Raw genomic sequence first — 24,957 nt, 5'->3', positions numbered from 1 at the left:
ATCTCTTATTCCATAATTTATATATTAAATTATACTACTCTTTCTTCATTAATGATAATCTATAAATAATCTATTCCCATTCAATTACTAATATTTTTAGTTCATCTTCTTTAATCGATACCTTATATCCACTGTTCATAAGCCAAGTTGCTAATTCTGTAACCATTTTATTTTTTACTTCATCATTTTCATTTATTGCAAAAACAGCTGAAACCTTATTTACTCCTGCTTTTTTCCCTTTTTGTATATTTTCTAATATTACTTTTTTATTTTCACTAAATTTTCTATCATATTGTTCTAAATTCATATAACCCTCTCCTAAAACATAGTATACCCATATAATTTTATGATAATATTTCATAAATATTACTAAACTTTAAAAATATAATACTACTTATTGGGATTTCCTATTTAAATTCTGTCTATGAAGTTTATACTATAATACAAACATTTATTTAAAATACAACCAATAAAAAAGCAACAGTAACTTAAAAATTTAAATTACTGTTGCTTTTAATATATATTATTTATTTATTTTTTCTACCTCATGTCCTCCAAATTCATTTCTTAAAGCTGCAACAACTTTTCCTGTAAATGTGTCTTCTTCAAGTGAACGATATCTCATCATTAATGATAATGCTATTACAGGTGCAGGAACTTGTAAATCTAATGCTGTTTCTACTGTCCATTTACCCTCTCCTGAAGAATTCATTATTCCCTTTATACTACTCAAATCTTTATCTTTACTAAATGCTGATTGTGCTAATTCCATGAGCCATCCTCTTATTACAGAACCATTATTCCATAATTTAGCTACCTTTTCATAATCAACATCAAATTCACTTTTAGAAAGAATTTCAAATCCTTCTGCTATTGATTGCATCATTCCATATTCTATTCCATTATGAACCATCTTAGTAAAATGTCCACTTCCTGGTTTTCCTACATGCAAATATCCATCTTTAATAGACAAATCTTTAAAAATTTCTTCACAATAATCAAATACTTCTTTTTCTGCTCCAACCATTGTACATGCACCATTAAGAGCACCACTAGTTCCTCCACTAGTTCCACAATCCATAAAATCAATTTCTTTTTCTTTTAAGAATTTATATCTTCTTAATGTATCTTTATAGTTTGAATTACCTCCATCAATTATTATGTCATTAGGATTTGTATATTTTATTATTTCTTCTATTGTATTATCAACTGCTTTTCCTGATGGGATCATTAACCATATAATCTTTCTTTCTGGAAGCTGTTTTACTAATTCTTCAATGCTACCTACACCTTTTGCACCCTCTTTTGTAATGTTTTTAACGTTTTCGTCATTTAAGTCATATGCTACTACTGAATGATTATGCTTTAATAAATTTAATGCTATGTTAAATCCCATCTTTCCAAGTCCAATTATTCCTACGTTCATAAGTATCGCTCCTTTTATATTTAATTCTTTTATATTTAAATTACTATATTTTTAAATAATAACATTTAAAATCAAAACTCCTACAAGTCCACATACTGAAATTAAAGTTTCCATTACAGACCAAGATTTTAGTGTTTCTGTAATAGATAAATTAAAGTATTCTTTAAATATCCAAAATCCTGGATCATTAACATGAGAAAATATTAAACTACCCGCTCCTGTTGCAATTACCATTAACTCTGGACTAACTCCAGTTGCACCTATAAGTGGTGCTACTATTCCTGCTGCTGTCATAGCTGCTACTGTTGCTGATCCTAATGCAACTCTTAATATTGCGGCAATTAACCATGCTAGTAAAAGAGGAGATATATTACTACCTTGCATTATGCTTGCAATATATTTATCTACTCCACTATCAACAAGAACTTGCTTTAAAGCACCTCCACCACCAATGATTAATATTATCATTGCTACTGTGTTGATTGATTCAGCTATAGTTTGCATAACATCTGACATTTTTTTGCCTCTGTTTAATCCAAAGGTAAATATGGCAACAATAACTGAAATTAATAATGCAATTACTGGATCTCCAAAAAAGCTTACTATTTTAACTACTTGCGATTCACCTGAAAGAGTCATTTTACTTATAGCTTGTACGGCCATTAAAATAACTGGAATTAATGCTGTAAATACACTTGTTCCAAAACTTGGCATTTCTTCTTCTGTAAATATTTTTGGATTATATAATCCTTTAGGTATTGGATGCTCCATTCCTTTTAAGAATTTTGTAAATACTGGTCCAGAAATTATTACTGTTGGAATTCCAAGTATTGCACCATATAATAAAGTTTTACCTATATCAGCATTATAAACTCCAGCTATAGCTGTTGGACCTGGATGTGGTGGTAAAAATCCATGAGTTACTGATAATGCTGCTGCCATAGGTACACCTATATATAAAAGTGGTATCTCTGCTTCAGCTGCTATTGTAAATACAAGAGGTATAAGTAAAACAAAACCTATTTCATAAAATAGTGCAAATCCTACAACAAATCCTGTAATAACTACTGCCCATTGTATTTTGCTTTTTCCAAACTTATCTATTAACGTTATAGCAATTCTCTGTGCTCCTCCACTATCAGCCATGAGTTTACCTAACATAGCTCCAAATCCTATTATAAGTGCTAAACTTCCTAAAGTCCCTCCAACACCAGATTTTATAGAATTTACTACATTAACTACTGGCATTCCTTCCATTATACCAACTGTAAGTGAAACTAAAATTAGTGATATAAACCCATTTAATTTAAATCCAATCATTAATAATAGTAATAATGCAACTCCTATAGCAACTATTAATAATGGCATATAAATCCCCCCATTTCAAAACTTTTAATCTTGTAAGTTATTTATTTCTAAGAATTCATCTTTTAACTTTTCATATAGTTTTTTATAAATTTTGAAATTCTTTATGTAAACCTTATGATTTCCTACATTAGGTTCAAATATTTTTGATGTCGGAATCATTTTTTCAATTTGTTCAATATCATTAATTATATTTAAAGCTTTCATAGCAATTATAGCTGCACCTAAGCATGAACTCTCATAGCTCTCTGCAATAACAACTTTTTTATTAAATATATCAGCTAATATTTGTACCCATAACTCTGATCTTACAAATCCGCCAGTTGCATAAATTGTATTTATTGGTCCAGTCGTTTCCTCTAAAGCTTTTCCAACATCATAAATTCCATACATTACACCTTCAAGTACTGCTCTTAAAAAGTGTTGTCTTTTATGATTAATGTTTACACCAAAAAATACTCCCTTAGAATTTGCATCCCAATGTGGTGCTCTTTCTCCTAATAAATATGGTAAAAATATTAATCCATCTGCTCCTGGTTTAACTTTTGAAGCTTCTAAATTTAAAATATCATATGGATCTATATTTAATGATTTTGCAGCATCAATCTCTACTGATGAGAAATTATCTCTAAACCACCTATAAATTATCCCTCCATTATTTACTGCACCACCTAAAACATAATGTTCTTCTGTTAAAATATAGCTAAATATTCTCCTGGATATATCATTTTTAGGATTCTTAGATATTACTCTTATCGCTCCACTTGTACCTATAGTTACAGCAGCATCTCCTTCTTTTATTGCATTAGCACCTAAGTTAGCAAGACACCCATCACTTCCTCCAACTATAAAATTAGTTTCTATTGGTATTTTCATATAATCTGCATATATATCATTTAAGCCATTAATTACATATGTTGTTGGTACAGGTTTTGAAAGCTTATCTTCTGAAATTCCTATATAGTCTAATGCTTTTTTATTCCATTTAATATCATAAATATCAAATATACCTGTTGCTGAAGCTATAGAATAATCTACTATATATTGATTAAATAATTTGTAGAATATATATTCTTTTATTGATATAAATTTATCTGTCTTATTAAATATATCTTCAGCGTTATCTCTTAACCAACATAATTTACATAATGGTGACATTGGATGTATTGGTGTACCTGTTCTCATGTAAATTTCTTGTCCTACGTCACTATTTTTTAGTTCATCAGCATATTTATTGCTTCTTGTATCAGCCCATATTATACAGTTAGTTAAAGCGTTTCCTTCCTTATCTATTGCTATTACGCTATGCATAGCACTACTAAATGATATTCCTAGTAACTTATTATTTTTGATATCGTTTTCTTTAACTACATCCCTAATACTGTTTAATACTGCTCTGAAAATTTCTTCCGGATTTTGTTCACTCCAAGATGGATGTGGATTATATAATGGATATTCTATATTACATTTTTTTAAAACATTCCCTTCCATATCAAATGCTATTGATTTAGTACTAGTTGTTCCAATATCAACTCCTATTAAGTACTTCATATCTCTTCCCCTCTTCTCAAATTATAATACATTTTAAGAAAATTTTTTTCGTATATTTGTTTTTTTGTGGTTTTTTTATATTTTTTAAAGAAAATTTTCTTTAATCAAATTATAGCATCTATTATTTACTAGCACAATAGATTTTTGAAACTTTTTTTTATTTTTAATTTCTACCACATTATTTTATATAGTTTTTGAAAGTTTTTTTCATGAATATATAAAATAAAAACTATCTTAAAAACATATTTTATGCATTTAAGATAGTCCTCTATTCATTTGCTATATTTTAATTATTATAAAATTAAAATTACTAAAATCTTTTGCTTGCTATTCCATCTCTTATACGACCTAAATTATCTAATGTCTTATTTTTTCTTTTAACTGCTACACCTACATAAAGCCAATCAACTATCATCAAAGAAGTTAGTCTTGATTCCATCGCCTCACTTCTAAACATAGATTCATTTCCATATGCTATTAGATGTACATCTGAAGCTTTAGCAAGAGGTGATTTTTCATTTCCAGTAACCCCTATAACCTTAATCCCTCTTCTTTTAGCTAAATTAATATTTTCAATTAACTCTTTATTACTTCCTGAATTTGAAAAAGCTATAATAGCATCCCCACTATTTGCCATAGAAGAAAACATTACTTGCCAATGTGAGTCTGGTGATGCAACGCAATCTATCCCTGTTCTAATAAATTTATGATAAGCATCATTTGCAATAGTCCAAGATCCACCCATTCCAAAAAACATTATCTTTTTAGAATTTAATATTATATCAATCGCTTTATCTAAGTCTTCAGTTCTGTTTATCTTTAATGTATTTTCAATACTATTTACATTAGAGCTCATTATTTTTCTCATAATAATATATGTATCATCATTTTCCTTTATTTCTTCATAAATATTGTCTATTGGCTCTATTACTGATCCTGCCAAATTAATTTTCAAATCTTGATATCCTTTATATCCAAGCTTACTACATAATCTGAATACTGTTGCTTCACTTGCTTTACTTTCTTCAGCTAATTCTGTTATTGAAAAATGAATTATATTTTTAGGATTTTCTAGTACGTACTGGGCAACCTTCTTTTCCGCACCCTTTAATTCACTATAAATATTAGTTATTCTTTCTAAACAGCTTTTATTTTTCTCACAAGACATAATCTCTCTCCAATCAAATGTATATGGTCAAATTATTTAATAATGTTATATTAAATAAATAAACTCTTTCAATACTCTCACTTATGCAAGTTAGAGTTAATATTTACACGCTTTATTTTAATATAATAATTTCTTAATTTGAAATTACCATAGATTTTATCTAAGAATAAGTCCCTTGCTTATATGGTTCAATTATATCATATGAATTTTAATAATAGCAAAATTTATTATTGTACGTATTTATATATGTTGCAAAAAAATAATCTATATTATAAATAGATAACAGTACTTAATTATATTAAATAATTAAATTTTCAACATATATATTTTTTTAAATTATATAATTTTTAATACTATAATTTAAATACTTGGTAACACTAAAATTATTATAAGAAAGGAGTATTTTTTAATATGGATAAAACACAAAAAATTATTGATTCATTACATGTTCAACAAAAATCTTGTACAAATTGTGCTAAACCCTCAAAAGAGCCTAATGATGGATACTTTATTGAGAAAGATCCTAATGACAGTTTTAGTTCTGAAGGAACTACTAGATATGGTGAAGAACAAGATGCTGATGATCTATAAGAAAAAAGTGTCTCCTTTTAAAATTATCTATTTAAAAGGGACACTTTCTCTTTTCTATTAATATTAGCAAATTCTATTAAAAACATTTCTATGCAATTTAAATTATTCTTTCTTATATTTACTATGTTTTTAACTATCACTTTTTTATAAACCACATAAAAGAAAATAATAAACAAGTATACTAATCTATTTATTTTTAGGATATGTTTTAAAACATTACTGATATTCACTTAAAACATATCCTAAAAAATATAAATTTCATACCTTTTTATATTTATTTTAATTATAAATTTACCACTTACCTATTCCAAGTGGTGAAAAAATTAAGTATATTAAACACATTGTTCCTACCATAATTCCAGTTGCTAATTTAGCATGTTTCCATGGCGTTAAACTAACTACTGCTTTATTTTCTTGTACAAAATCGGTTTCTCTAGGATGTAGTTTTCCAATTATGAGCATAACGATTACACATGTTGGGAATAAAAATCCCAATACGTAAAGAAAATGAATATCTTTTATTAAAAATTTTGATAATGTATATAAAGCTATATGAACAAAAAATGCAATTTTAGGTGCAATCTTTGGAACCCTCTTAGAATAAAATCCTACAACCACAGCTGCCAAAATCGGCACGTTATAAAAACCAAAACATTCTTGTAAAAATCCATATAACCCCGTAGGTGCATATAATATAAATGGTGCAACACATGTAGCTATTATTGCAATTATTATATTAAACTTTCTACCAATATGAACTAATTCTTTATCACTAGCTTTTGGTTTTAAAAGTGGTTTATAAAGATCTAATGTAAACAATGTAGCTGAACTATTTAAAGCTCCATTAAATGAACTCATAATAGCTCCAAATAAAACTGCAGCGAAAAATCCTAATAATGGTTTTGGTAATACGTCTATTAATAATGTTGGATATGCCATATCTGCATTTTCTAATCTTGTTCCATACTTAGCAAATGCAATTACACCTGGTAATACTAAAAAGAAAGGTCCTATTAATTTTAAAAATCCTGCATATATAGCTCCTTTTTGTGCTTCTTCTAAATTTTTAGCACCTAAAGCTCTTTGAACAATTGATTGGTTTGTACAGAAATAAAATAAATTATTAAATAATAATCCAGTCATTAAAACTGGCCATGGAACTAATGGAGAAAGGGAATTTGCTGGATTTATTGCATTTAATTTTTGAGGATTGGCTAGTAAAACATTAAATCCATCTACAAAATTCCCATGTCCAACTGATATTATTCCAAGTATAGGTACCATTAAGCCACCTACGAGCAAGCCTATTCCATTAATGGTATCTGATACAGCACATAATTTTAATCCACCATATACTGCATATATACATCCTATGACTGATATCATAAATCCAGTTAAAGCTATTGCTTGAAATGTTGTTATACCTAAAATATCAGATATTCCAAAAATCTCATTTATTACTATAGCTCCTGAATATAATACAGTAGGAATATAGGTTACTACATATCCTAATAAAAGTAACAATGATACTATTCTTTTAGTAGTAGAATCATATCGTTCTTCTAAAAAATCAGGTATTGTTGTAATTCCACTTTTAAAATACTTAGGTAAAAATATTAAAGCTAAAATTCCTAATGCCACACATGCAGTAGCTTCCCATGCCATTGGACCCATATTAGTCATATAGCTTTGTCCATTTAACCCTATTATTTGTTCTGTTGACAAATTAGTAAGCATTATTGAACTGGCTATTACTATACCTGATAGACCTCTACCTGCTAAAAAATATCCGTCTGCTGATTCAGTGTTGGAACCTCTAGTTTTATAAAATGATATTACACCTACTAAAGCTATAAAAAATATAAAGGTAATCAACGTAAACATTTACAATCCTCCTTCTATTTTAAAATAAAAGGACTTCATATTATATATATTTATAAAACACTTATTCTTATAAAATATAACATGAAATCCTAAAGATAAAATGATAAATTAAATGCTTAAATATTAGCTTTTTCTTTTATATATTTTCTCCCTTTGATTGCGTATTCAAGAGGATTTGCAATAGATGGATCTTGTTCTGCTTCTATCATTAACCATCCTTCATAATTGTTTTCTGCTAATATCTTAAATATTGGTTCAAAATCTATTGATCCATCTCCAGGAACAGTAAATGCGCCAACCCTTACACCTTTTAAGAAACTTAACTTTTCATTCTTGACTTTACTTACAATTTCAGGTCTTATATCTTTTAAGTGAACGTGTTTTATTCTGTTAACATATTTTTTTAATATTTTAATTGGATTTTCACCTGAATATACTAAATGTCCTGTATCAAATAATAAATATACTAAATTTTCATCAGTAGCACTCATTAACTTATCAATTTCTTCTGTTGTTTGTACTCCAGTGCCCATATGGTGATGATAAACAACCTTCATTCCTTTATCAGCTGCTAATTGTCCAAGTTTATTAAGTCCATGGGCTAATAGCTTCCATTCTTCTTCATTAAAATGATATTTTCCGTCAAATATTGGAGTCTCTATTTCACCTTGAATACTATGACCTTGTTCTGACACTACTATAACCTTTGAACCCATAGCATGTAAAAAGTCTCTATGAGCTATAAATTCCTTTTCAGTTTCTTCATAAGGTTTAGTAGTTAGAAATGAGCTAAACCAAGCACTTGCAATTTGAAGATTTCTCATATCTAAAGCTCTCCCTAAAACCTTTACATCTTTAGGGTATTTATTTCCGATTTCAGTACCCTTAAATCCTGCAAGAGCCATTTCGCTAACGGCCTGTTCAAAAGTATTTTCTTTTCCTAAATCAGGCATATCATCATTAGTCCAACCTATTGGACATATTCCTATTTTTACTTTATCACTATTAAACATATCAATTCCCCCTAAAATTTTACGAAATATTAAACTATTCCTTCATAAATAATCTACAGAATCTTTTAAGTGTTAAAGATTTATTTTCTTTGTATATTAGTATTGAATTTCTGATATCTTAACAGGTCTATTTTCTTTTAAAGATTTTGTTGCTGCTTTACCTATTAGTACAGCCTTTAATCCATCATCAGCATTTACTGCAACTTCTTTATCATTTACAATTGCATCAATAAATTCACTTATTTCTTCTGCATAAGCTTGCATATATCTCTCTAAAAAGAAGAATAACGGTTTTTCTCCAGTTACTCCATCTTTTGTTGATATCACTGCTGTTGAAGTACTATCATTAGCTACAGCTACTTGTCCAAGCGATCCAAACACTTCAGCTCTTTGATCGTATCCATAAGCTGATTGTCTTGAATTATCAATTACAGCTATTGCTCCATTCTTCATTTTTAGTGTAACTATAGCAGTATCTATATCCCCAGCTTCTCCAATGGATTTATCAACCAATACATTCCCAGATGCATAAACTTCTTCAACATCATTTCCTAAAAGATATCTCACCATATCAAAATCATGTATAGTCATGTCAAGGAAAAGTCCTCCAGAAACTTTAACATAATCTATTGATGGTGGTTCTGGATCTCTTGAAGTTATTTTAAGAATATGTGGATCTCCTATCTTACCTGAAATAACAGCTTCTCTAACTGCTTTAAAATTATGATCATATCTTCTATTAAATCCTACTTGATATTTTACGTTTGATTTATTAAGTTCATCTATAACTTCTTTAATTCTACTTAAGTCATGATCAATTGGTTTTTCACAAAATACATGTTTTCCTGCTTTTATAGCTTCTATAGAAATTTTTGAATGAGTATCTGTTGATGAACATATAAGTACCGCATCTATTTCTGAATCTTCAAGTATTTTTTTATAATCATTATACACATTAGAAATACCCATCTCCTTAGCCCATTTTTTAGTATCATCATTTAAAAATACATCTGCTACTGCTTTCACTTCTGCATTTTTAACATATTTAGAAATACTTTCTCCGTGTACTTTTCCTATTCTTCCTGCTCCAATAATTCCAACCTTTAACATAAAAAACATCTCCCTTTTAATATTTTCTTGCATTTTTTAATATTTCTTTATTATTTTTAAAAGCATTATTAACAGATTCTTTTTCTGATACTTCAGCTAAACCTACATGCCACCATGATTCATATCCATCAGTCATAGTTTTTGGTAATACTTTAATATCAATTAAAGTAGAAACCTTTTGTTTTTTTACATCAATTAATGCATTTTTTAATTCTTCTAAATTTTTAGCTGTGTAGGTTTTTAAACCATATCCTTCAGCTACTTTTGCAAAATTTATTGGTATTAACTTACCATTCAACTCATTTGTTTCACTATTTCTATATCTAAATTCAGTTGCTAAATTTCCAATTCCATTAGACATTTGCAGGTTATTTATACATCCAAATCCACAATTATCAAATAATAATACATTTACTTTTTTATTTTCTTGAATTGAAGTTATAAGTTCTGAGTGTAACATTAAATAACTTCCATCACCTAAAATTGAATAAACTTCTTTTTCAGGTTCTGCTAGCTTCACACCTAGACTTGCTGCTATTTCATATCCCATACAAGAATAGCCATATTCCATATGATAAGAATTTAAAGATTCTGTTTCCCACATTCTTTGAAGGTCTCCAGGCAAACTTCCTGATGCACCAACAATAATTGCATCATTATCAATACATTCTCTAATTAATCCCAATGCAGATGTTTGAGTTATTGTTGTACCAGTTAATTTTTTAAATTCTTCTAAACTTTCTTTATTTCTAAACTTTATAATTGGCTCAAAATTCTCTTCATATTTTATATTAGTTAATCTATTCATTTCCTCTTTCCATGCTTGTTTTGCTTTTACTATTTCATCCTTATATGATGAAATGTAATTTTCTCTTTCAAGTAATTTATAAAGATGTTCTATACAACTTTTAGCATCTCCAACAATCTTATATGAATCTAACTTACTAGCATGAAATTTTGATAAATTAATTGTCATAAAATCAACATTAGGATTTTTAAATAATGATTTTGATGAAGTTGTAAAATCTGAAAATCTTGTACCAACTCCAATTACTAAATCAGCATCTTTAGCTATTGTATTTGCTGCTAAATTTCCTGTTACCCCAATTCCCCCTAAGTTCATAGAATCACTTGATTTTATTGAACTTTTTCCTGCTTGCGTTTCTCCTATAGGGATATTAAATCTGTTTGCGAAATTAGACAAAGCATCACCAGCTTCAGAATATCTTACTCCTCCACCGCAAACTATTATAGGTTTCTTTTTGTTTTTTATTATATTTAAACATTCATAAAATTCTTCTTCTACACCCAAAGGCCTTGTAATTTTATGAACACGTTTTCCGAAAAAATATTCTGGGAAATCAAAACTTTCTCCTTGAACATCCTGTGGAAGTGCTATACATACTGCTCCTGTATCTGCGGGATCAGTTAGAACCCTCATAGCATTAAGCATTGCAGACATTAGTTGTTCCGGTCTATTTATTCTATCCCAGTACTTACATACAGGTTTAAATACATCATTTGTAGTTATTCCAAGATTATAAGATTGTTCAATTTGTTGAAGTACTGGATCTGGCTGCCTAGTAGCAAATGAATCACCTGGAAGTAAAAGTAATGGAATATTATTTACTGTAGCTGTAGCTGCTGCTGTTACCATGTTTGCAGCTCCAGGTCCTATTGATGAAGAACAAGCTATAATTTTTCTTCTATTATTTTGTTTAGCAAATGCTGTTGCTACATGTGCCATTCCTTGTTCATTTCTTCCTTGATAAACTTTTAAACCTCTTGGATTTTCATCCAGTGCTTGACCTAAACCAACAACTATTCCATGTCCAAATATAGTGAATACTCCATCAACAAACTTTTGTTCCTTTCCATCAAAATAAACATATTGATTATCTAAAAATTTTACTAGTGCTTGTGCTGTTGTCATTTTTATATTTTTCATAAATTCACCTTCTTTTTGTTATTGATAATGTGAAGTGGTTTATACTAAGTTTTTAAATTTTTCTTTAATATTCATAATTAGAATAATCAACCTTAACCAATTCTCCAGTTTCAAAAGATTTCTTACAAGCATATCCAACAATACTTGATAAAACACCATCTTCAATAGTAACTGCTGGCTTTCTATTTTCTAATATACAATTAACAAATTCTTCAACCTCTGCTAAATATGCATCCTCAAATCTTTCTACGAATCCACTAGAACATTCCTTATTAATTCCTGTATCATTAAATGCTGTTACTAAATTTTTATCTGGAGTTGTCCCAATTCTTAATGTTCCTTTAGTTCCTATTATTTCAGTTTCTATATGATATCCATGAGCACAGTTTCTACCAGCAACAAGTATCGCCATAGTTCTATTTTTAAATTTAATCATAGTGGCACCAGTTTCAGCATCATTTATCTCATCAAATTCTTTATGTTCATAAGCTCCACCTATAGCCCATAATTCATCTGCTTCTGAATCTAGATACCATCTAGCTAAATCTATATCATGTATTGCCATATCTAAAAATAATCCTCCACTATAGCTATCTTTTGCAAATTTTAAAAAGCTTGGTAAAGCTTTAGCTGGATCCAATCCATAGCATCTAACTAACACGGGTTTACCTATAGCACCTTCCTCGATTTTTTGTTTAGCATAAGCATATGATTTATCATATCTTCTCATAAATCCAAGCATAAATATTTTTTCTGAGTGAGAATTTACAGCTTTCATAGCTTCTATCGCATTTTCTAAATATAATCCAAGTGGCTTTTCACTAAATACATGAAATCCAGCATCTAAAGACTTTTTAATTTGTTTACAATGAAATCCTGATGGTGAAGCTATAAATATTGCATCTAACTCTTTATTTGCTAACATTTGATCAAAATCAGTATATCCATATTGAATGTTCCACTCTTTTTGGATCTCTTCAACTTGATTCTTATCTATTGAGCAAACTGCTAAAAGATTTGCATTTGGAATTTTAAACGCTAAATTTTCGGCATGAACTTTTCCTAGTCTTCCTAATCCCACAATGCCAAAGTTCACTTTTTTCATGTTATTTCCCCCTTAATATTAGTAACAGTATGAAGTTATTTAAACTATCTTGTTATTTATCAGGCCAGATTTTAACATCCTTATCCCAAAGCCACTTATGTTCTTCTACATCAATTCTATCTGTCCAAGGATTATTTTTAAGATGTCTAATCATCCAACAATAATACATTGCATATCCTGGTGCTGATGTTTGAGGATGAACATCTCCACCTATTATTGTTGCAAAACTATTATTAGAAATCTTATATGCTTTATCTCCATTTAAACACAAACCAAAACCCTGCTCTTTATTAAACTTATAAAAATATACCTCTGGTTGTGGATGATAATGTGGAGGATAACTTGACCACTTTCCTGGATATGTTATAACTTCTCCAATAACCATATTAGAATAAGGAGCATTTTTATAATCAAATACAGTTCTTACAATTCTTCTTGCAGTCCCACTCCAAGTTCCATCTCCAAAAATATCACTTCTATAATTTTCAGGTGAATATAACTTTGCTTTAAAATCTTTTTCATTATCAGTGCTTTGTATAATAATTTCACTTTCCTCTAAACAATCAATTTTTATATCAGTATTCTTTGGAACATGTAGACACCATGGATTTTCATCAAAAACAGAATTTCTTTCAATTATTTTAGAATTTTCATTCCAACTTATTTTAAGCTTACCTGTTAAAAGAAGTATTGCAATTTCTTTATCATTATTGTGATATTCTTTTACTTCACCTTTTCTTAATTTTTCTACTATAATATCCATTAACATTTCTTTATTTTTATTATTCATTTCACACAATACATTTTTACCATATTGCAAATCATATAACTCATGAACCATTACTAATCACTCCTTTTATTCTCTTGCTATCATTTCTCCATATTGTTCTTTTTCTTCTTTTATAAATTGATTTATTTGTTCTACAGTTGGCATATCTTCAGAACAACTATGACTTGCTACTAACATAGCAGCTGAAGCACTTCCAAATTCTAAGGCATCAATAATATCCCATTCTTCCAATATTCCATATATAAATGCTGAAGCATATGCATCTCCACCACCAAATGATTTAAGTAATTTTACTGGAAATGGTTTTATTTTATATGACTTTCCATCATTAGTATAAGCTGTAGAACCTTCTTTTCCATGTTTAATAACAACTATTTTATTTCCATAGTTTAACCATCTTTTTGCAGTTTCTTCATCTGTGCTCTTTTTCTTAACAATTAAATTTTCCATTAAATCAAATTCATCTCTTGAACCCATAATAATATCACTTTGTTTTCCGACTATTGAATAATAAACAGCTATTTCATCCTTATTTTTCCAATTATATTCTCTATAATCTATATCAAAAAGAACAATTGTACTATTCTTTTTAGCTAATTCTAATGCTTTTAAAGCAGCTTCCCTAGATGGACTTTTAGCTAAAGCTGTTCCTGATATTACTATTGCTTTTGTATTTTTTATATAATCTTCATTTATTTCATTAACATTTAGTTCCAAATCAGCTATCCCATTTCTATACATTAAAATACTACTTTCTGTTGGGCTTGCTATTTCCGTAAATGTTAATCCTAAAGATTCTCCGTTGTCCGCATATTTTATTTGTGATATATCTATACCTTCTTTATGAAAATAATCAACTACAAAATCTCCAAATTTATCTTTTGATACTTTACCTATAAATCCTACCCTTTTTCCTAATCTTGAAAGACCAACCGCTATATTAGCTGGAGATCCACCTAAATATTTTTTAAATGTATTACTTTCAGAAAGTGGTTTATTTATATCTATCGGATTAAAATCTATTGCAATTCTTCCAATCGGTACTATATCCAAATCTCTCTTTTTATCAAACTCAATATATTTCATTTCTAGTTAACCTCCTTATGCTTATGCTTTGTCTTTACTACCAAATATTTCTATATGACTTTTTACACTTTGATATGCACCTTGAATTTCTGCTTCATGCAGAGAAAAATACTCATACTCTTGTAATTTATTATTTAAATCTTTTACACAATCTCTTACTCTATTAAAAGTAGCTGTGGCTATGTTTATTTTTCTTATTCCCATAGTTGCACACTTTTTAAAGTCCTCATCTGATATTCCAGAACCTCCATGTAATACTAAAGGTACTTTTAGATTCTCATGTAGTTTTGTTAAAATATCAAATCTTAATTTAGGTTTTCCTTGATATACACCATGTGAGTTTCCTATTGCTACTGCAAGTGCATCTATTTTAGTAGCATTTAGAAATCTTTTAGCCTCATCTAAATTAGTGACTTTTATATCTATATTTTTACTTCCATCTTCACTTCCACCAACATGACCGATTTCACCTTCTACAGAGGCTTCATAATCTTCAGCTAATTTTTTTACTGAATTTGTTATCTTTATATTTTCTAAAATATCTAAAGATGATCCATCTATCATAACTGAAGTAAAACCTAAATTTAATGCCTTTTTTATATTATCTATTGTTAATCCATGATCAAAGTGTATAGCTACTGGAACCTTAGCTTTTTCTGCTGCTTTTATCATTAATGGTCCTATTATATCTAATGGTGAGTATTTTAATCTCACTTCTGCTATTTGTAATATTATTGGTGATTTTAATTCTTCAGCTGCTTTGATAGCACCAATTATCATTTCCATATTAGCTATACTAAAACTTCCAACTGCATAGTTTTTATTATTAGCATCTAATAATAATGCCTTCATATTTACTAATGGCACTTTTATCACCTCCAAAGTGATTTATATATTTCAACAATATCATCATGTGTAACTTTTTTGATTGTATTACTTGGACTACCACTTTCTAATGCATCACTTGCCATTTTATCTAAATTATTAAAAAACTTTTCTTTATCTATTCCATATTCATTTAAAGTAGGTATTGATAACGCCTTGCATAAAACGTTTACTTCATCTACAAATTTTTTAGCTGCTATTTCATCTTTTGTATTATCTTGTGCTATATTTATTATTCTTGCAAGATCTGCAAATTTAGTATATGCACCGTCTAATACAAAAGTAAAACATTCTTTTAATAACATCGCATTTGATATTCCATGCGGTACATGGAATATTGCTCCTATAGGCCTACTCATTCCGTGTACTATAGTTACTGAAGAATTATTAAAAGCTATTCCTGCTTCTAAAGCCGCAATTGCCATTTGAGTTCTAGCCTCTTCATTATTTCCATCATTAAATGCTATAGGTAAATATTTAAATATTCTTTTTATTGCAGATAATGCAAATGTATCTGAAAGTTGTTGCGATTTTTTAGATGTATAAGCTTCTATTGCATGTGTTAATGCATCTAATCCTGTTGCTGCTGTTATTTTAGGTGGTGCAGTCATTGTAAATCTTGAATCTATAATTGCTAATGTTGGCATTAATGAAGTTCCCTTTATTAACATCTTTACATCTGTTTTAGTATCAGAAATTATAGTAAATTGTGTAGCTTCTGACCCTGTACCAGCTGTTGTTGGTATTGCAACAATTGCTGGTAACTTGTTGATTATTTGTTTATCCATATAATCAGATATATCACCGGAGTTACTTACCATCATTGCTATTGCTTTAGCTGAATCTATTGAACTTCCCCCTCCAACAGCTATAACAAAATCACAAGATTCTTTTTTATACAACTCTACCCCTTTTTTTATCATTGTGTCAGTAGGCTCACTATTTATTTCATCATATACAATATTTATAACTTTCTCTTTATTCAAAACATCAATAACAGCTTGTACATTACCTAATCTAATCATAATATTATCTGTAACAATTAAAGCTTTTTTACCAAAAGATTTTAAATTATCTCCACTATATTCCAAAGAATTTTTTCCTGTTAAAATTTTATTTGGCATTATAAATTCACTTAACATTTACCTTCCCCCTTTAGAGTATTTTTTGGTTAAGTTTTTGTTACCTTATGGTTATATTATAGTCATATATTTTATCAATTGTCAATATATACCTTTATTATTTTTATTTTACATTTTTGTATGTTTTTATTGGGTATTTTTTGATATAATTATGGTAATATATTTTTACTTTTTGGATTTATTTAATTTATAATGAATCACTATTATTTTTAAGTAGGATAAAAAGAAAGGAAGAAATTTAAATGCGTTTAAAAAGAATTGATTTGTTGGAGGAATATATTTATAAACATAAAACTGTATCTCTTGACAAACTTTGTGAAGAGTTTAAAATATCAAAAAATACTATTCGAAGAGATATAGATGTTTTAGTTAACAAAGGAGTGATAAAAAAAGTATATGGTGGTGTTACCATAAATAATTCTATTAATGAATTGCTACCATTTGAAGAAAGAACAATAAAAAATAATAATGCTAAAGTAGATATTGCTAAAAAAGCCGCTGATTTTATTGAGGATGGGGATTCTGTATTCATAGATTCAGGAACCACTACATTAAACATTATTGATTATTTAAATGAGAACATCAATATAACTCTTTTTACTAATAGCATTAATGTTATTTTAAAAGCAATTCCTTATCAAAATATTGATATAGTATGTTTATCTGGTAAATTTAATAGAACTACCTCTTCTTTTACTGGCTTAAATTCAAGTGAGGTTTTGTCATCTTATAATATAAATAAATGTTTTATGGCTTGCACTGGTATTTCATTAGAAAATGGAGTTACACATACTTCTCCTAATGAATTTAAAATAAAAAAAGTGGCAATATCTAAAAGCCATAAACGTTTTTTACTCGCTGATAGTTCTAAATTTGATGTAGTTTCTTTAATGACTTTTTGTGATGTGAAAGATTTAGATTGCGTAATTACAAATGAACATCCTTCCAGCGATTTTATTGATTATTTTAATAATTATGACGTTAAACTTATCGTTTCTAGTTAAAGTAAAAGGAAATGTTACAAAACAGATATTTATAAATTTTCATAAATAAAAACCATGCATATAATAAAATTTATTTTTCCTATTTATGCATGGTTTTTGTTTTTATATAGGGCTTATATATATTTTTTTCAACAGGCTCTTTTTAATATTATTTTAATGTATTAATTAAATTAGCCATTTCTATAGCTGATACTGCGCAATCATATCCTTTATTTCCTGCTTTAGTTCCAGCTCTTTCTATAGCTTGTTCTATAGTATTAGTTGTAAGTATTCCAAACATTACAGGTTTTTCTGCTTCTAATGAAATACTAGCTATACCTTTTGATACTTCCGCACAAACATAATCATAATGTGATGTAGATCCTTTTATTACTGCACCTAAACATATTACTCCATCATATTTAGGATTCTTCGCCATCTTTTTAGCTATTAATGGAATTTCAAATGCGCCTGGTACCCAAGCTATATCTATATCTTCTTCATTAACTCCATGTCTTTTAAGACCATCTAATGCACCATCTAAAAGTTTACTTCCTATAAATTCATTAAATCTTCCCACTATTATTCCAAATTTTAATCCTTCTGCAACCAATTTTCCTTCAAATGTATTCATTTTTCATTCCTCCAATTTATTATAATTTTAATTATTTTTAATTTATTTCTATGTTTTAAAATATCAACGTTCACTAAAAATATAGTGAAATTTATATATTTAATAAATGATTCATTCTTTCTTTTTTAGTTTTTAAGTAAAATTCATCACTTTTATTTAATGGCATTTCAACTGGAACTCTTTCTATAACATCAATTCCATTTTCTTTAAGTCCTTCTATTTTTTCAGGATTATTAGTAATCAGTCTTATCTTTTTTACGCCTAAATTCTTTAGCATATCAGAACTTGCTTTATAATCTCTTAAATCTGGTGCAAATCCTAATGCTAAGTTTGCGTCTACTGTATCTAATCCTTCATCTTGAAGTGAATATGCTTTTAATTTATTTAAAAGTCCTATTCCTCTTCCTTCTTGCTTCATATATAAAAGTATTCCGCTTCCTTCATTAGCTATCATTTTCATAGAAGCCTCATATTGTTCTCCACAATCACATTTTCTTGATCCTAAACTATCTCCAGTTAAACATTCTGAATGTACTCTAACAAGTACTGGTTCTTCTTTTGTTATGTCCCCTTTAATTAAAGCTAAATGACATTTTTCTGTCCCTTTTTCTTTAAATGCTACTACTTTAAAATCTCCAAATTTAGTTGGAAGATTTGCTTCAACTTCTTTTTTTACAATACTTTCATTCTCTAATCTATATTTTATTAAAGATTCTATAGTTAAGATTTTAATATCATGCTCTTTGGAAAATTCAATTAAATCGTCTCTTCGTGCCATTGTTCCATCATCTTTTATTATTTCGCATATTGCAGCTGCTCCTTTAAATCCTGCAAGTTTTGATAAATCTACTGAAGCTTCTGTATGTCCTATTCTTTCAAGTACCCCTCTTTTTTTCGCAATAAGTGGAAATACGTGGCCTGGTCTTCTAAAATCATTCGGATTATTACTTTCTACTAATTTATTTATTGTATGCGCTCTCTCAAATGCTGAAATTCCAGTTGTTGTATCTATATAATCAACAGATACTGTAAATGCTGTTTCATGATTATCTGTATTATTTTCTACCATCGGATTTAATCCTAATTTAATAGCTATCTCCTCCTCTACTGGTGCACATAAAAGCCCTTTTGCATATTTAATCATAAAATTTATATTTTCTCCTGTAGCTTTTTCTGCTGGAATTACTAAATCACCTTCGTTTTCTCTACCTTCATCATCAACAATTATTACCATCTTGCCTTCTTTAAAGTCCTTTATACATTCTTCTACACTACTAAATTTCAATTTTCTCACCTCATAAAAATATTTTTTTATTTAAAACCCATTTTCTCTTAAAAACTCCAAGGTTATATTACTTTTACTCTGAACATTTTCTGCTTCATCTTTTTTAGGTATTAACTTTTCTATATATTTTCCTACTACATCACACTCTAAGTTAACAAGTGATTCTAACTTTTTATCACATAAAATTGTATTTTCTAATGTATGTGGTATTACAGATACTTTAAATGTATTATCATCTACATAAGCTACTGTTAAGCTTATCCCATCTATTGATATGGATCCTTTGTATATTATGTACTTCAATACATTTTTGGATGATGATATTGTAAACCATGTACCATCTTCTTTTTTGTCAATTGATACTATCTTACCAATACCATCTATATGTCCACTTACAATATGCCCTCCAAACCTATCTTCTAACTTCATAGCTCTTTCAAGGTTAATCTTATCTCCAATTTTTAAATTTCCTAAAGTACTCTTATCTAAAGTTTCGCCCATAATATTAGCTTTAAATGAAGAACTAGTCATCTCTAAAACAGTAAGACATACTCCATTTGATGCTATACTATCGCCTATTTTAGTTCCTTCTAATACTTTATTTGCATTAATCTCTATTAATCCAAAACCACTATTTAAATTAAGTGATTCTACTCTACCTACCTCTTCAATAATTCCAGTAAACATTTCTTTTAATCCCCCTTTATTTACTATTTTTTATTACTATTTTTTATATAGCCTTCTATAACTATCTCATCACCTATATTTTTATAAGTTAAATTCTTTAAATTTACAGCATCACTTAATTTCCTAAATCCCTCTCCACCTATGCTTCCTTTGCTGTTTACTCCTCCTATAATTTTAGGAGCAATATAAAATCTAACTTTATCCACTATTCCTTGTTGCAACGAAGAAAAATTAATTTTTCCTCCACCTTCTACTAAGATTGAATCTATTTGAATTTTTCCAAGTTCAATCATAAGATCTTTTAAATCAACTTTTTTATTTTTATCTTTTACCTTAATAACCTTAATTTCTTCTTTTAATAATTGTTGCATCTTTATTTGGTCAGCATACCTAGTAGTAGCTACTATGGTGACTGCATCTTTATTTTTTATTACTTTAGAATTAATAGGAATTCTTAGCTTACTATCTAAAATGATTCTTACAGGATTTCTTCCATTATCAATTCTGCATGTAAGATTTGGATCATCATTAATAATTGTATTTACTCCAACCATAATAGCTGATAATTTTTTTCTTAATATATGACCGTCTTTTCTTGCTGCTTCTGAAGTAATCCATTTAGACTCACCTATAGATGTAGCTATTTTTCCATCTAGTGAAGTAGCACTTTTTAAAACTACAAAAGGAAGTTTTGAAGTAATATATTTAATAAATATCTCATTAAGTTCTTTACACTCTTTTTCTCTTATTCCAACTACTACTTCGATACCGTTTTCTTGCAGTTTTTCAATACTTTTTCCTGCTACTAGTGGATTAGGGTCTAACATCCCTATTACTACTTTTTGAAACTTGTTTTTAATTATTAAGTCAACACACGGTGGTGTTTTTCCATAATGATAACAAGGCTCTAATGTAACATAAATTGTACTTCCTTCTAGTATTTCAGTAGAATTTTTAACTGCATTTACTTCTGCATGTGGCCCTCCATAGTATTCATGATACCCTTGAGCTATTATTTTTCCATTTTTCACTATCACAGCACCAACTAACGGATTAGGATTTACTTTTCCTATACCTTTTTTAGCTAAATCTATAGCTAAGTCCATATAATTTTCATTCATCTTCTCACCCACTTTAATATTACTTATTTAGTTTTATCTATATTTAATTTTTTAAACTCTATTTTGATATAATTTATCTTTCTATTTCAATTTTTCTAATTTTATAAAAAAACAAAAAGACCTCTGAAGTTTTAAATATCTTCAGAGGTCTATAAACAAACATATTTAATGAATGATTACATCATTTAAAATAATTTTAAATAATCTACTCCATATAACATAAACTAATGCTTAAATTAATATTTTATAAATTAAAAACCCTGAACTCTAAATTTTAAGTTCAGGGAATAAAACATTCTAAATAACATAACTAAAAACCTAATAATAATTTAATTAGATTGATATATCATTCTCTTCTTTCATCCAGACTTTACTGTCGGCTTCGGAATCTAACCGAATCTGCTAAAAATAGCTCGCGGGCTTTACCGCCGGTAGGGAATTTCACCCTGCCCTGAAGATAATTTATTTAATTATATTTTCATATTATCACTTTTTTTGATTTATGTAAAGATTATTCTAAAATTTACTTAATTACTCATTTCTATTTTGAAATTTATATTCATTCCTTTTACCCAATTAATAGTTTCAACTGAATCAGTCCATGCTTCTAAACTATATTTAATATAATGCATAGCCTCAGCTTCACTACCGAATTTTGATATATTAGGTAATACCTTAGGAAGTTTCTTTTGTTTTATAATATATTGTATTACAAATGAATTTTTCTTATATGCTTTTCTTAGCATATCTTCTGCTTCCTTAATACGTCCTGTCTTATATAATAATAGTGCATTACTGTATACAACTGCTGCTAAATAATCATTCTTATATGTTTTGAAAAGTTTTTCTGCATCATCATATTTTTTTTCAATTAATAACCAACTAGATAAAATTCCTCTAAGCATTAAATTATCTTTTTCATTATATTCTAAAAGTTCAAAAGCATTTTTGATTGCCCCATCTCTCTCTCCCATTTTCCATAACTTAATTGCTAAAGTATATTTAGCTCCAAAAAATGGTTGAGCTTCTCTTCTTTTAAAAGTTTCTCTTGAAGCATTTTTTAAATCATCTATTCCTAAAATATTCTTTCCTGCATTAACAGCCTTCTCTAGTAATTCTTTTTGTTCATTTTCACTTAAATTATTATTCTTTGATAATATTATATAAGCATCTGAACAATTTTCACAAATACTTAAAGCTTCTTTTGCATATTTTACTTTTTTATTGTAATTTTTTTCACTCCAAGCTCTTCTCATGATCTTTTGAGCTATTAAAAATTCTTCACTAATTTGCAATTTTTCTTTTGACTTATCAGCTTCATGTTTTTCTGTAACTTTACATTCTTTTTCTACTGTTGAACTGTCTACACTTTTACCAGAGTGTATCATCCAAATTTCATTTTCTTTTGACATCTTCAGTAAAGTTCTCACTTCTTTTGACTTTGTTGAGCCTGTACTACTGCTAACTCCAAATTCTTTATATAAGTCAAGTGCTTTAATATATGGCTCTTCTTTAACATCAAATAGATTGTTTATTGTTCCGATAGCATGTACAATGCCTGCTGCCCATGAAGAACCCTTTCCTTTTTTTAATATATCTTCATGATTTAAGCATAAATCTTGTAAAGCTTTTATACAAATATCCTCATATTCTTGATTAAGATGTTCTTTAGAAAATTTATTTATCTTTTCTACAATTTCTTCATACTTGCCAACTATTGAGTTAGGTAAATTTTGCATTCTTCTGATAACTCCTTTTTAAGAATCTCTAATAAATTTGATTTTTATACTTAACAATTCAAAAATATATAATCAAATTTATATACTTAAGTTTTTCAATCTTATTATATTATATAGTTTAATTACACTATAGTGCAAGTGCCACAAACTACCGTAAAATTAATTATATTATAATTTATTGCTGTTTATCTAAAAACATTAGGTTTAATGTTTTTAGATAAAATGTAATCCTCTTGAAATTATATCATATTATATAAAATTATACACGTTAATACATGTTATCAATTTATTTTTATTTTTTATGCATATTATAAATATTAATTTATACATCTAAGTGCTAATTATATCACAATAAAATACTAACTTAAAACATAAAATAAAAAGCAGTTGTTCTATTAAGTACCAAAGCACAAATATAATTCTTAATAGGTGGTGATATATTTGTTGTTTGTAAGTTTGCATAAATTTTATCATATATTATCTACTCCATATGATAAATTTAATTTGCTTTTAAAAAAAAATTTTAATATAACTGATTCTATTTTTGACGATTTATACTTAAAAAAATTTTTTAATCATCTTTGGATATCAAAAACAAACTCCAATATTAGTAAAATTAAATCTAAATACAGTTATAAAGTAATAGAAAAAAATTTAAACTTAATAAAAATAAAGTTTAATTATATCTACTCTTTTTCTTTTGATAATTTTCCAACTGGAATTAAATCAGTTTCTATTGATGAATATCTTATCATATTAAAAAAAATTAATAAAAAGTATAAAATCATTTTTCTTGTTAATAAAGAAGAAGAACCTTATCTATATAAAAATGTATTCGAACAAAACCTGTTTGAAATTGATAGTTTGATTAATTCTGATAGAATAAACATTTGGAGTTCAAAAATTAAAGTGTTAGACAGATTGTATAAAAAATTTTTAGAAACAACCAATTTCTATAGAACTCCTTATTCTGAAAATAAAGAGTTTAACTATAATCCATTACTAGCATGTGAATATGCTGAAAAATTTGCTTTAGTCCCTAATGATCAATATAAATTATTTGAAGGCTCTGGTGGAGATTGTACTAATTTTGTTTCTCAATCAATAAATTTTGCTGGAATTGAAACCACAAAAATTTGGAAACCATACTCTAACTCTTGGGTTAGAGTTGAAGAACTTTATTCTTACTTAATATCTAATAAAATAGGAATTGAAATTAAAAATGACTCTCCTATGACTAAAGGATCTATAATTCAATTTTATACTCCTAAGATAGGTAGATTCTCTCATTCAGGAATAATTACACATACACTTTCAAATGGCGATTATTTATATTGCTGTCATAGCTATAATAAACTAAATTACCCTCTAAGCTTAAGTTATCCTACAATCTATCCTAAAATAAGAAATATAGAGATATTATAAACAAAAATTTAAATCTAAA

Annotated in this window: 22 protein-coding genes and 1 riboswitch; of the genes, 3 read left to right on the top strand and 19 right to left on the bottom strand. The window is 27.9% G+C overall.

The genetic code is table 11. From position 1 onward, the window contains the following. Window positions 1-70: 70 nt before the first annotated feature. From ACYUET_RS12260 to ACYUET_RS12240, 5 genes are all read right to left on the bottom strand, one after another. A complete protein-coding gene (locus tag ACYUET_RS12260; RefSeq protein WP_460279993.1) occupies window positions 71-307 on the bottom strand; it encodes a hypothetical protein in 237 nt (78 codons plus the stop codon). Between the two features lie 216 nt (window positions 308-523). Continuing rightward, window positions 524-1,426: a phosphogluconate dehydrogenase (NAD(+)-dependent, decarboxylating) gene (gnd, locus tag ACYUET_RS12255; RefSeq protein ID WP_460279991.1), complete on the bottom strand. Its 903-nt coding sequence runs from the start codon at window positions 1,424-1,426 to the stop codon at window positions 524-526. A 51-nt stretch (window positions 1,427-1,477) separates the two neighbouring features. Continuing rightward, the gene (gene gntT / locus ACYUET_RS12250; RefSeq protein WP_460279989.1) at window positions 1,478-2,794 is read right to left on the bottom strand and encodes a gluconate transporter; all 1,317 of its coding nucleotides are present in this window, start codon (window positions 2,792-2,794) and stop codon (window positions 1,478-1,480) included. A 24-nt stretch (window positions 2,795-2,818) separates the two neighbouring features. Continuing rightward, window positions 2,819-4,342: a gluconokinase gene (gntK, locus tag ACYUET_RS12245; RefSeq protein ID WP_460279987.1), complete on the bottom strand. Its 1,524-nt coding sequence runs from the start codon at window positions 4,340-4,342 to the stop codon at window positions 2,819-2,821. A gap of 310 nt (window positions 4,343-4,652) precedes the next feature. After that, window positions 4,653-5,510, bottom strand: coding sequence for a MurR/RpiR family transcriptional regulator (locus tag ACYUET_RS12240; protein WP_460279985.1), 858 nt, complete (start codon window positions 5,508-5,510; stop codon window positions 4,653-4,655). Window positions 5,511-5,921: 411 nt separating this feature from the next. Here ACYUET_RS12240 and ACYUET_RS12235 point away from each other — a divergent pair, with 411 nt between their 5' ends. Continuing rightward, window positions 5,922-6,101, top strand: a complete 180-nt coding sequence (locus ACYUET_RS12235; RefSeq protein WP_460279983.1) for a hypothetical protein — start codon at window positions 5,922-5,924, stop codon at window positions 6,099-6,101. A 291-nt stretch (window positions 6,102-6,392) separates the two neighbouring features. Here the strand turns inward: ACYUET_RS12235 and ACYUET_RS12230 are convergent, their stop codons facing one another. The 9 genes from ACYUET_RS12230 to ACYUET_RS12190 form a co-directional block, all read right to left on the bottom strand. Further along, window positions 6,393-7,985 carry a solute:sodium symporter family transporter gene (locus tag ACYUET_RS12230; RefSeq protein ID WP_460279981.1) on the bottom strand — a complete coding sequence of 531 codons (1,593 nt, stop codon included), beginning with the start codon at window positions 7,983-7,985 and terminating at the stop codon, window positions 6,393-6,395. A 116-nt stretch (window positions 7,986-8,101) separates the two neighbouring features. Further along, the gene (gene iolE / locus ACYUET_RS12225; protein WP_460279979.1) at window positions 8,102-8,998 is read right to left on the bottom strand and encodes a myo-inosose-2 dehydratase; all 897 of its coding nucleotides are present in this window, start codon (window positions 8,996-8,998) and stop codon (window positions 8,102-8,104) included. A gap of 96 nt (window positions 8,999-9,094) precedes the next feature. Continuing rightward, on the bottom strand, window positions 9,095-10,108 hold the full coding sequence (iolG, locus tag ACYUET_RS12220) for an inositol 2-dehydrogenase (RefSeq protein WP_460279977.1): 1,014 nt from the start codon (window positions 10,106-10,108) through the stop codon (window positions 9,095-9,097). Between the two features lie 16 nt (window positions 10,109-10,124). After that, entirely contained in the window at window positions 10,125-12,056 is a 1,932-nt protein-coding gene (gene iolD, locus ACYUET_RS12215; protein WP_460279975.1) for a 3D-(3,5/4)-trihydroxycyclohexane-1,2-dione acylhydrolase (decyclizing), read from the bottom strand. A 64-nt stretch (window positions 12,057-12,120) separates the two neighbouring features. After that, entirely contained in the window at window positions 12,121-13,161 is a 1,041-nt protein-coding gene (locus tag ACYUET_RS12210; protein ID WP_460279973.1) for a Gfo/Idh/MocA family protein, read from the bottom strand. Window positions 13,162-13,213: 52 nt separating this feature from the next. Next, the gene (locus ACYUET_RS12205) at window positions 13,214-14,002 is read right to left on the bottom strand and encodes a 5-deoxy-glucuronate isomerase (RefSeq protein ID WP_460279971.1); all 789 of its coding nucleotides are present in this window, start codon (window positions 14,000-14,002) and stop codon (window positions 13,214-13,216) included. 15 nt (window positions 14,003-14,017) lie between these two features. Then, window positions 14,018-15,037: a 5-dehydro-2-deoxygluconokinase gene (iolC, locus tag ACYUET_RS12200; RefSeq protein WP_460279969.1), complete on the bottom strand. Its 1,020-nt coding sequence runs from the start codon at window positions 15,035-15,037 to the stop codon at window positions 14,018-14,020. Window positions 15,038-15,058: 21 nt separating this feature from the next. After that, window positions 15,059-15,904: a class II fructose-bisphosphate aldolase gene (locus ACYUET_RS12195; protein WP_460279967.1), complete on the bottom strand. Its 846-nt coding sequence runs from the start codon at window positions 15,902-15,904 to the stop codon at window positions 15,059-15,061. A gap of 5 nt (window positions 15,905-15,909) precedes the next feature. Beyond that, window positions 15,910-17,064: an iron-containing alcohol dehydrogenase gene (locus ACYUET_RS12190; RefSeq protein ID WP_460279965.1), complete on the bottom strand. Its 1,155-nt coding sequence runs from the start codon at window positions 17,062-17,064 to the stop codon at window positions 15,910-15,912. Window positions 17,065-17,306: 242 nt separating this feature from the next. Here ACYUET_RS12190 and ACYUET_RS12185 point away from each other — a divergent pair, with 242 nt between their 5' ends. Next, complete coding sequence (locus ACYUET_RS12185; RefSeq protein WP_460279963.1) at window positions 17,307-18,068, top strand: DeoR/GlpR family DNA-binding transcription regulator; 762 nt, start codon at window positions 17,307-17,309, stop codon at window positions 18,066-18,068. Window positions 18,069-18,216: 148 nt separating this feature from the next. Here the strand turns inward: ACYUET_RS12185 and ribH are convergent, their stop codons facing one another. The 5 genes from ribH to ACYUET_RS12160 form a co-directional block, all read right to left on the bottom strand. Further along, window positions 18,217-18,681, bottom strand: coding sequence for a 6,7-dimethyl-8-ribityllumazine synthase (gene ribH / locus ACYUET_RS12180; RefSeq protein ID WP_460279961.1), 465 nt, complete (start codon window positions 18,679-18,681; stop codon window positions 18,217-18,219). A gap of 91 nt (window positions 18,682-18,772) precedes the next feature. Beyond that, on the bottom strand, window positions 18,773-19,966 hold the full coding sequence (locus tag ACYUET_RS12175; protein WP_460279959.1) for a bifunctional 3,4-dihydroxy-2-butanone-4-phosphate synthase/GTP cyclohydrolase II: 1,194 nt from the start codon (window positions 19,964-19,966) through the stop codon (window positions 18,773-18,775). 30 nt (window positions 19,967-19,996) lie between these two features. Then, a complete protein-coding gene (locus tag ACYUET_RS12170; protein ID WP_460279957.1) occupies window positions 19,997-20,653 on the bottom strand; it encodes a riboflavin synthase in 657 nt (218 codons plus the stop codon). Window positions 20,654-20,676: 23 nt separating this feature from the next. Beyond that, window positions 20,677-21,774 (bottom strand): bifunctional diaminohydroxyphosphoribosylaminopyrimidine deaminase/5-amino-6-(5-phosphoribosylamino)uracil reductase RibD, encoded by a 1,098-nt coding sequence (ribD, locus tag ACYUET_RS12165; protein ID WP_460279955.1) that lies wholly within the window; start codon window positions 21,772-21,774, stop codon window positions 20,677-20,679. A 347-nt stretch (window positions 21,775-22,121) separates the two neighbouring features. Next, window positions 22,122-22,237, bottom strand: a riboswitch (FMN riboswitch). 64 nt (window positions 22,238-22,301) lie between these two features. Continuing rightward, window positions 22,302-23,513 (bottom strand): DUF6398 domain-containing protein, encoded by a 1,212-nt coding sequence (locus ACYUET_RS12160; protein WP_460279953.1) that lies wholly within the window; start codon window positions 23,511-23,513, stop codon window positions 22,302-22,304. 441 nt (window positions 23,514-23,954) lie between these two features. Here ACYUET_RS12160 and ACYUET_RS12155 point away from each other — a divergent pair, with 441 nt between their 5' ends. Beyond that, a complete protein-coding gene (locus tag ACYUET_RS12155; protein WP_460279951.1) occupies window positions 23,955-24,938 on the top strand; it encodes an amidase domain-containing protein in 984 nt (327 codons plus the stop codon). Window positions 24,939-24,957 lie beyond the last annotated feature (19 nt).

The sequence above is a fragment of the Clostridium sp. CTA-5 genome, from assembly GCF_054768135.1.
This window is presented reverse-complemented; position numbering and strand designations above follow the sequence as displayed.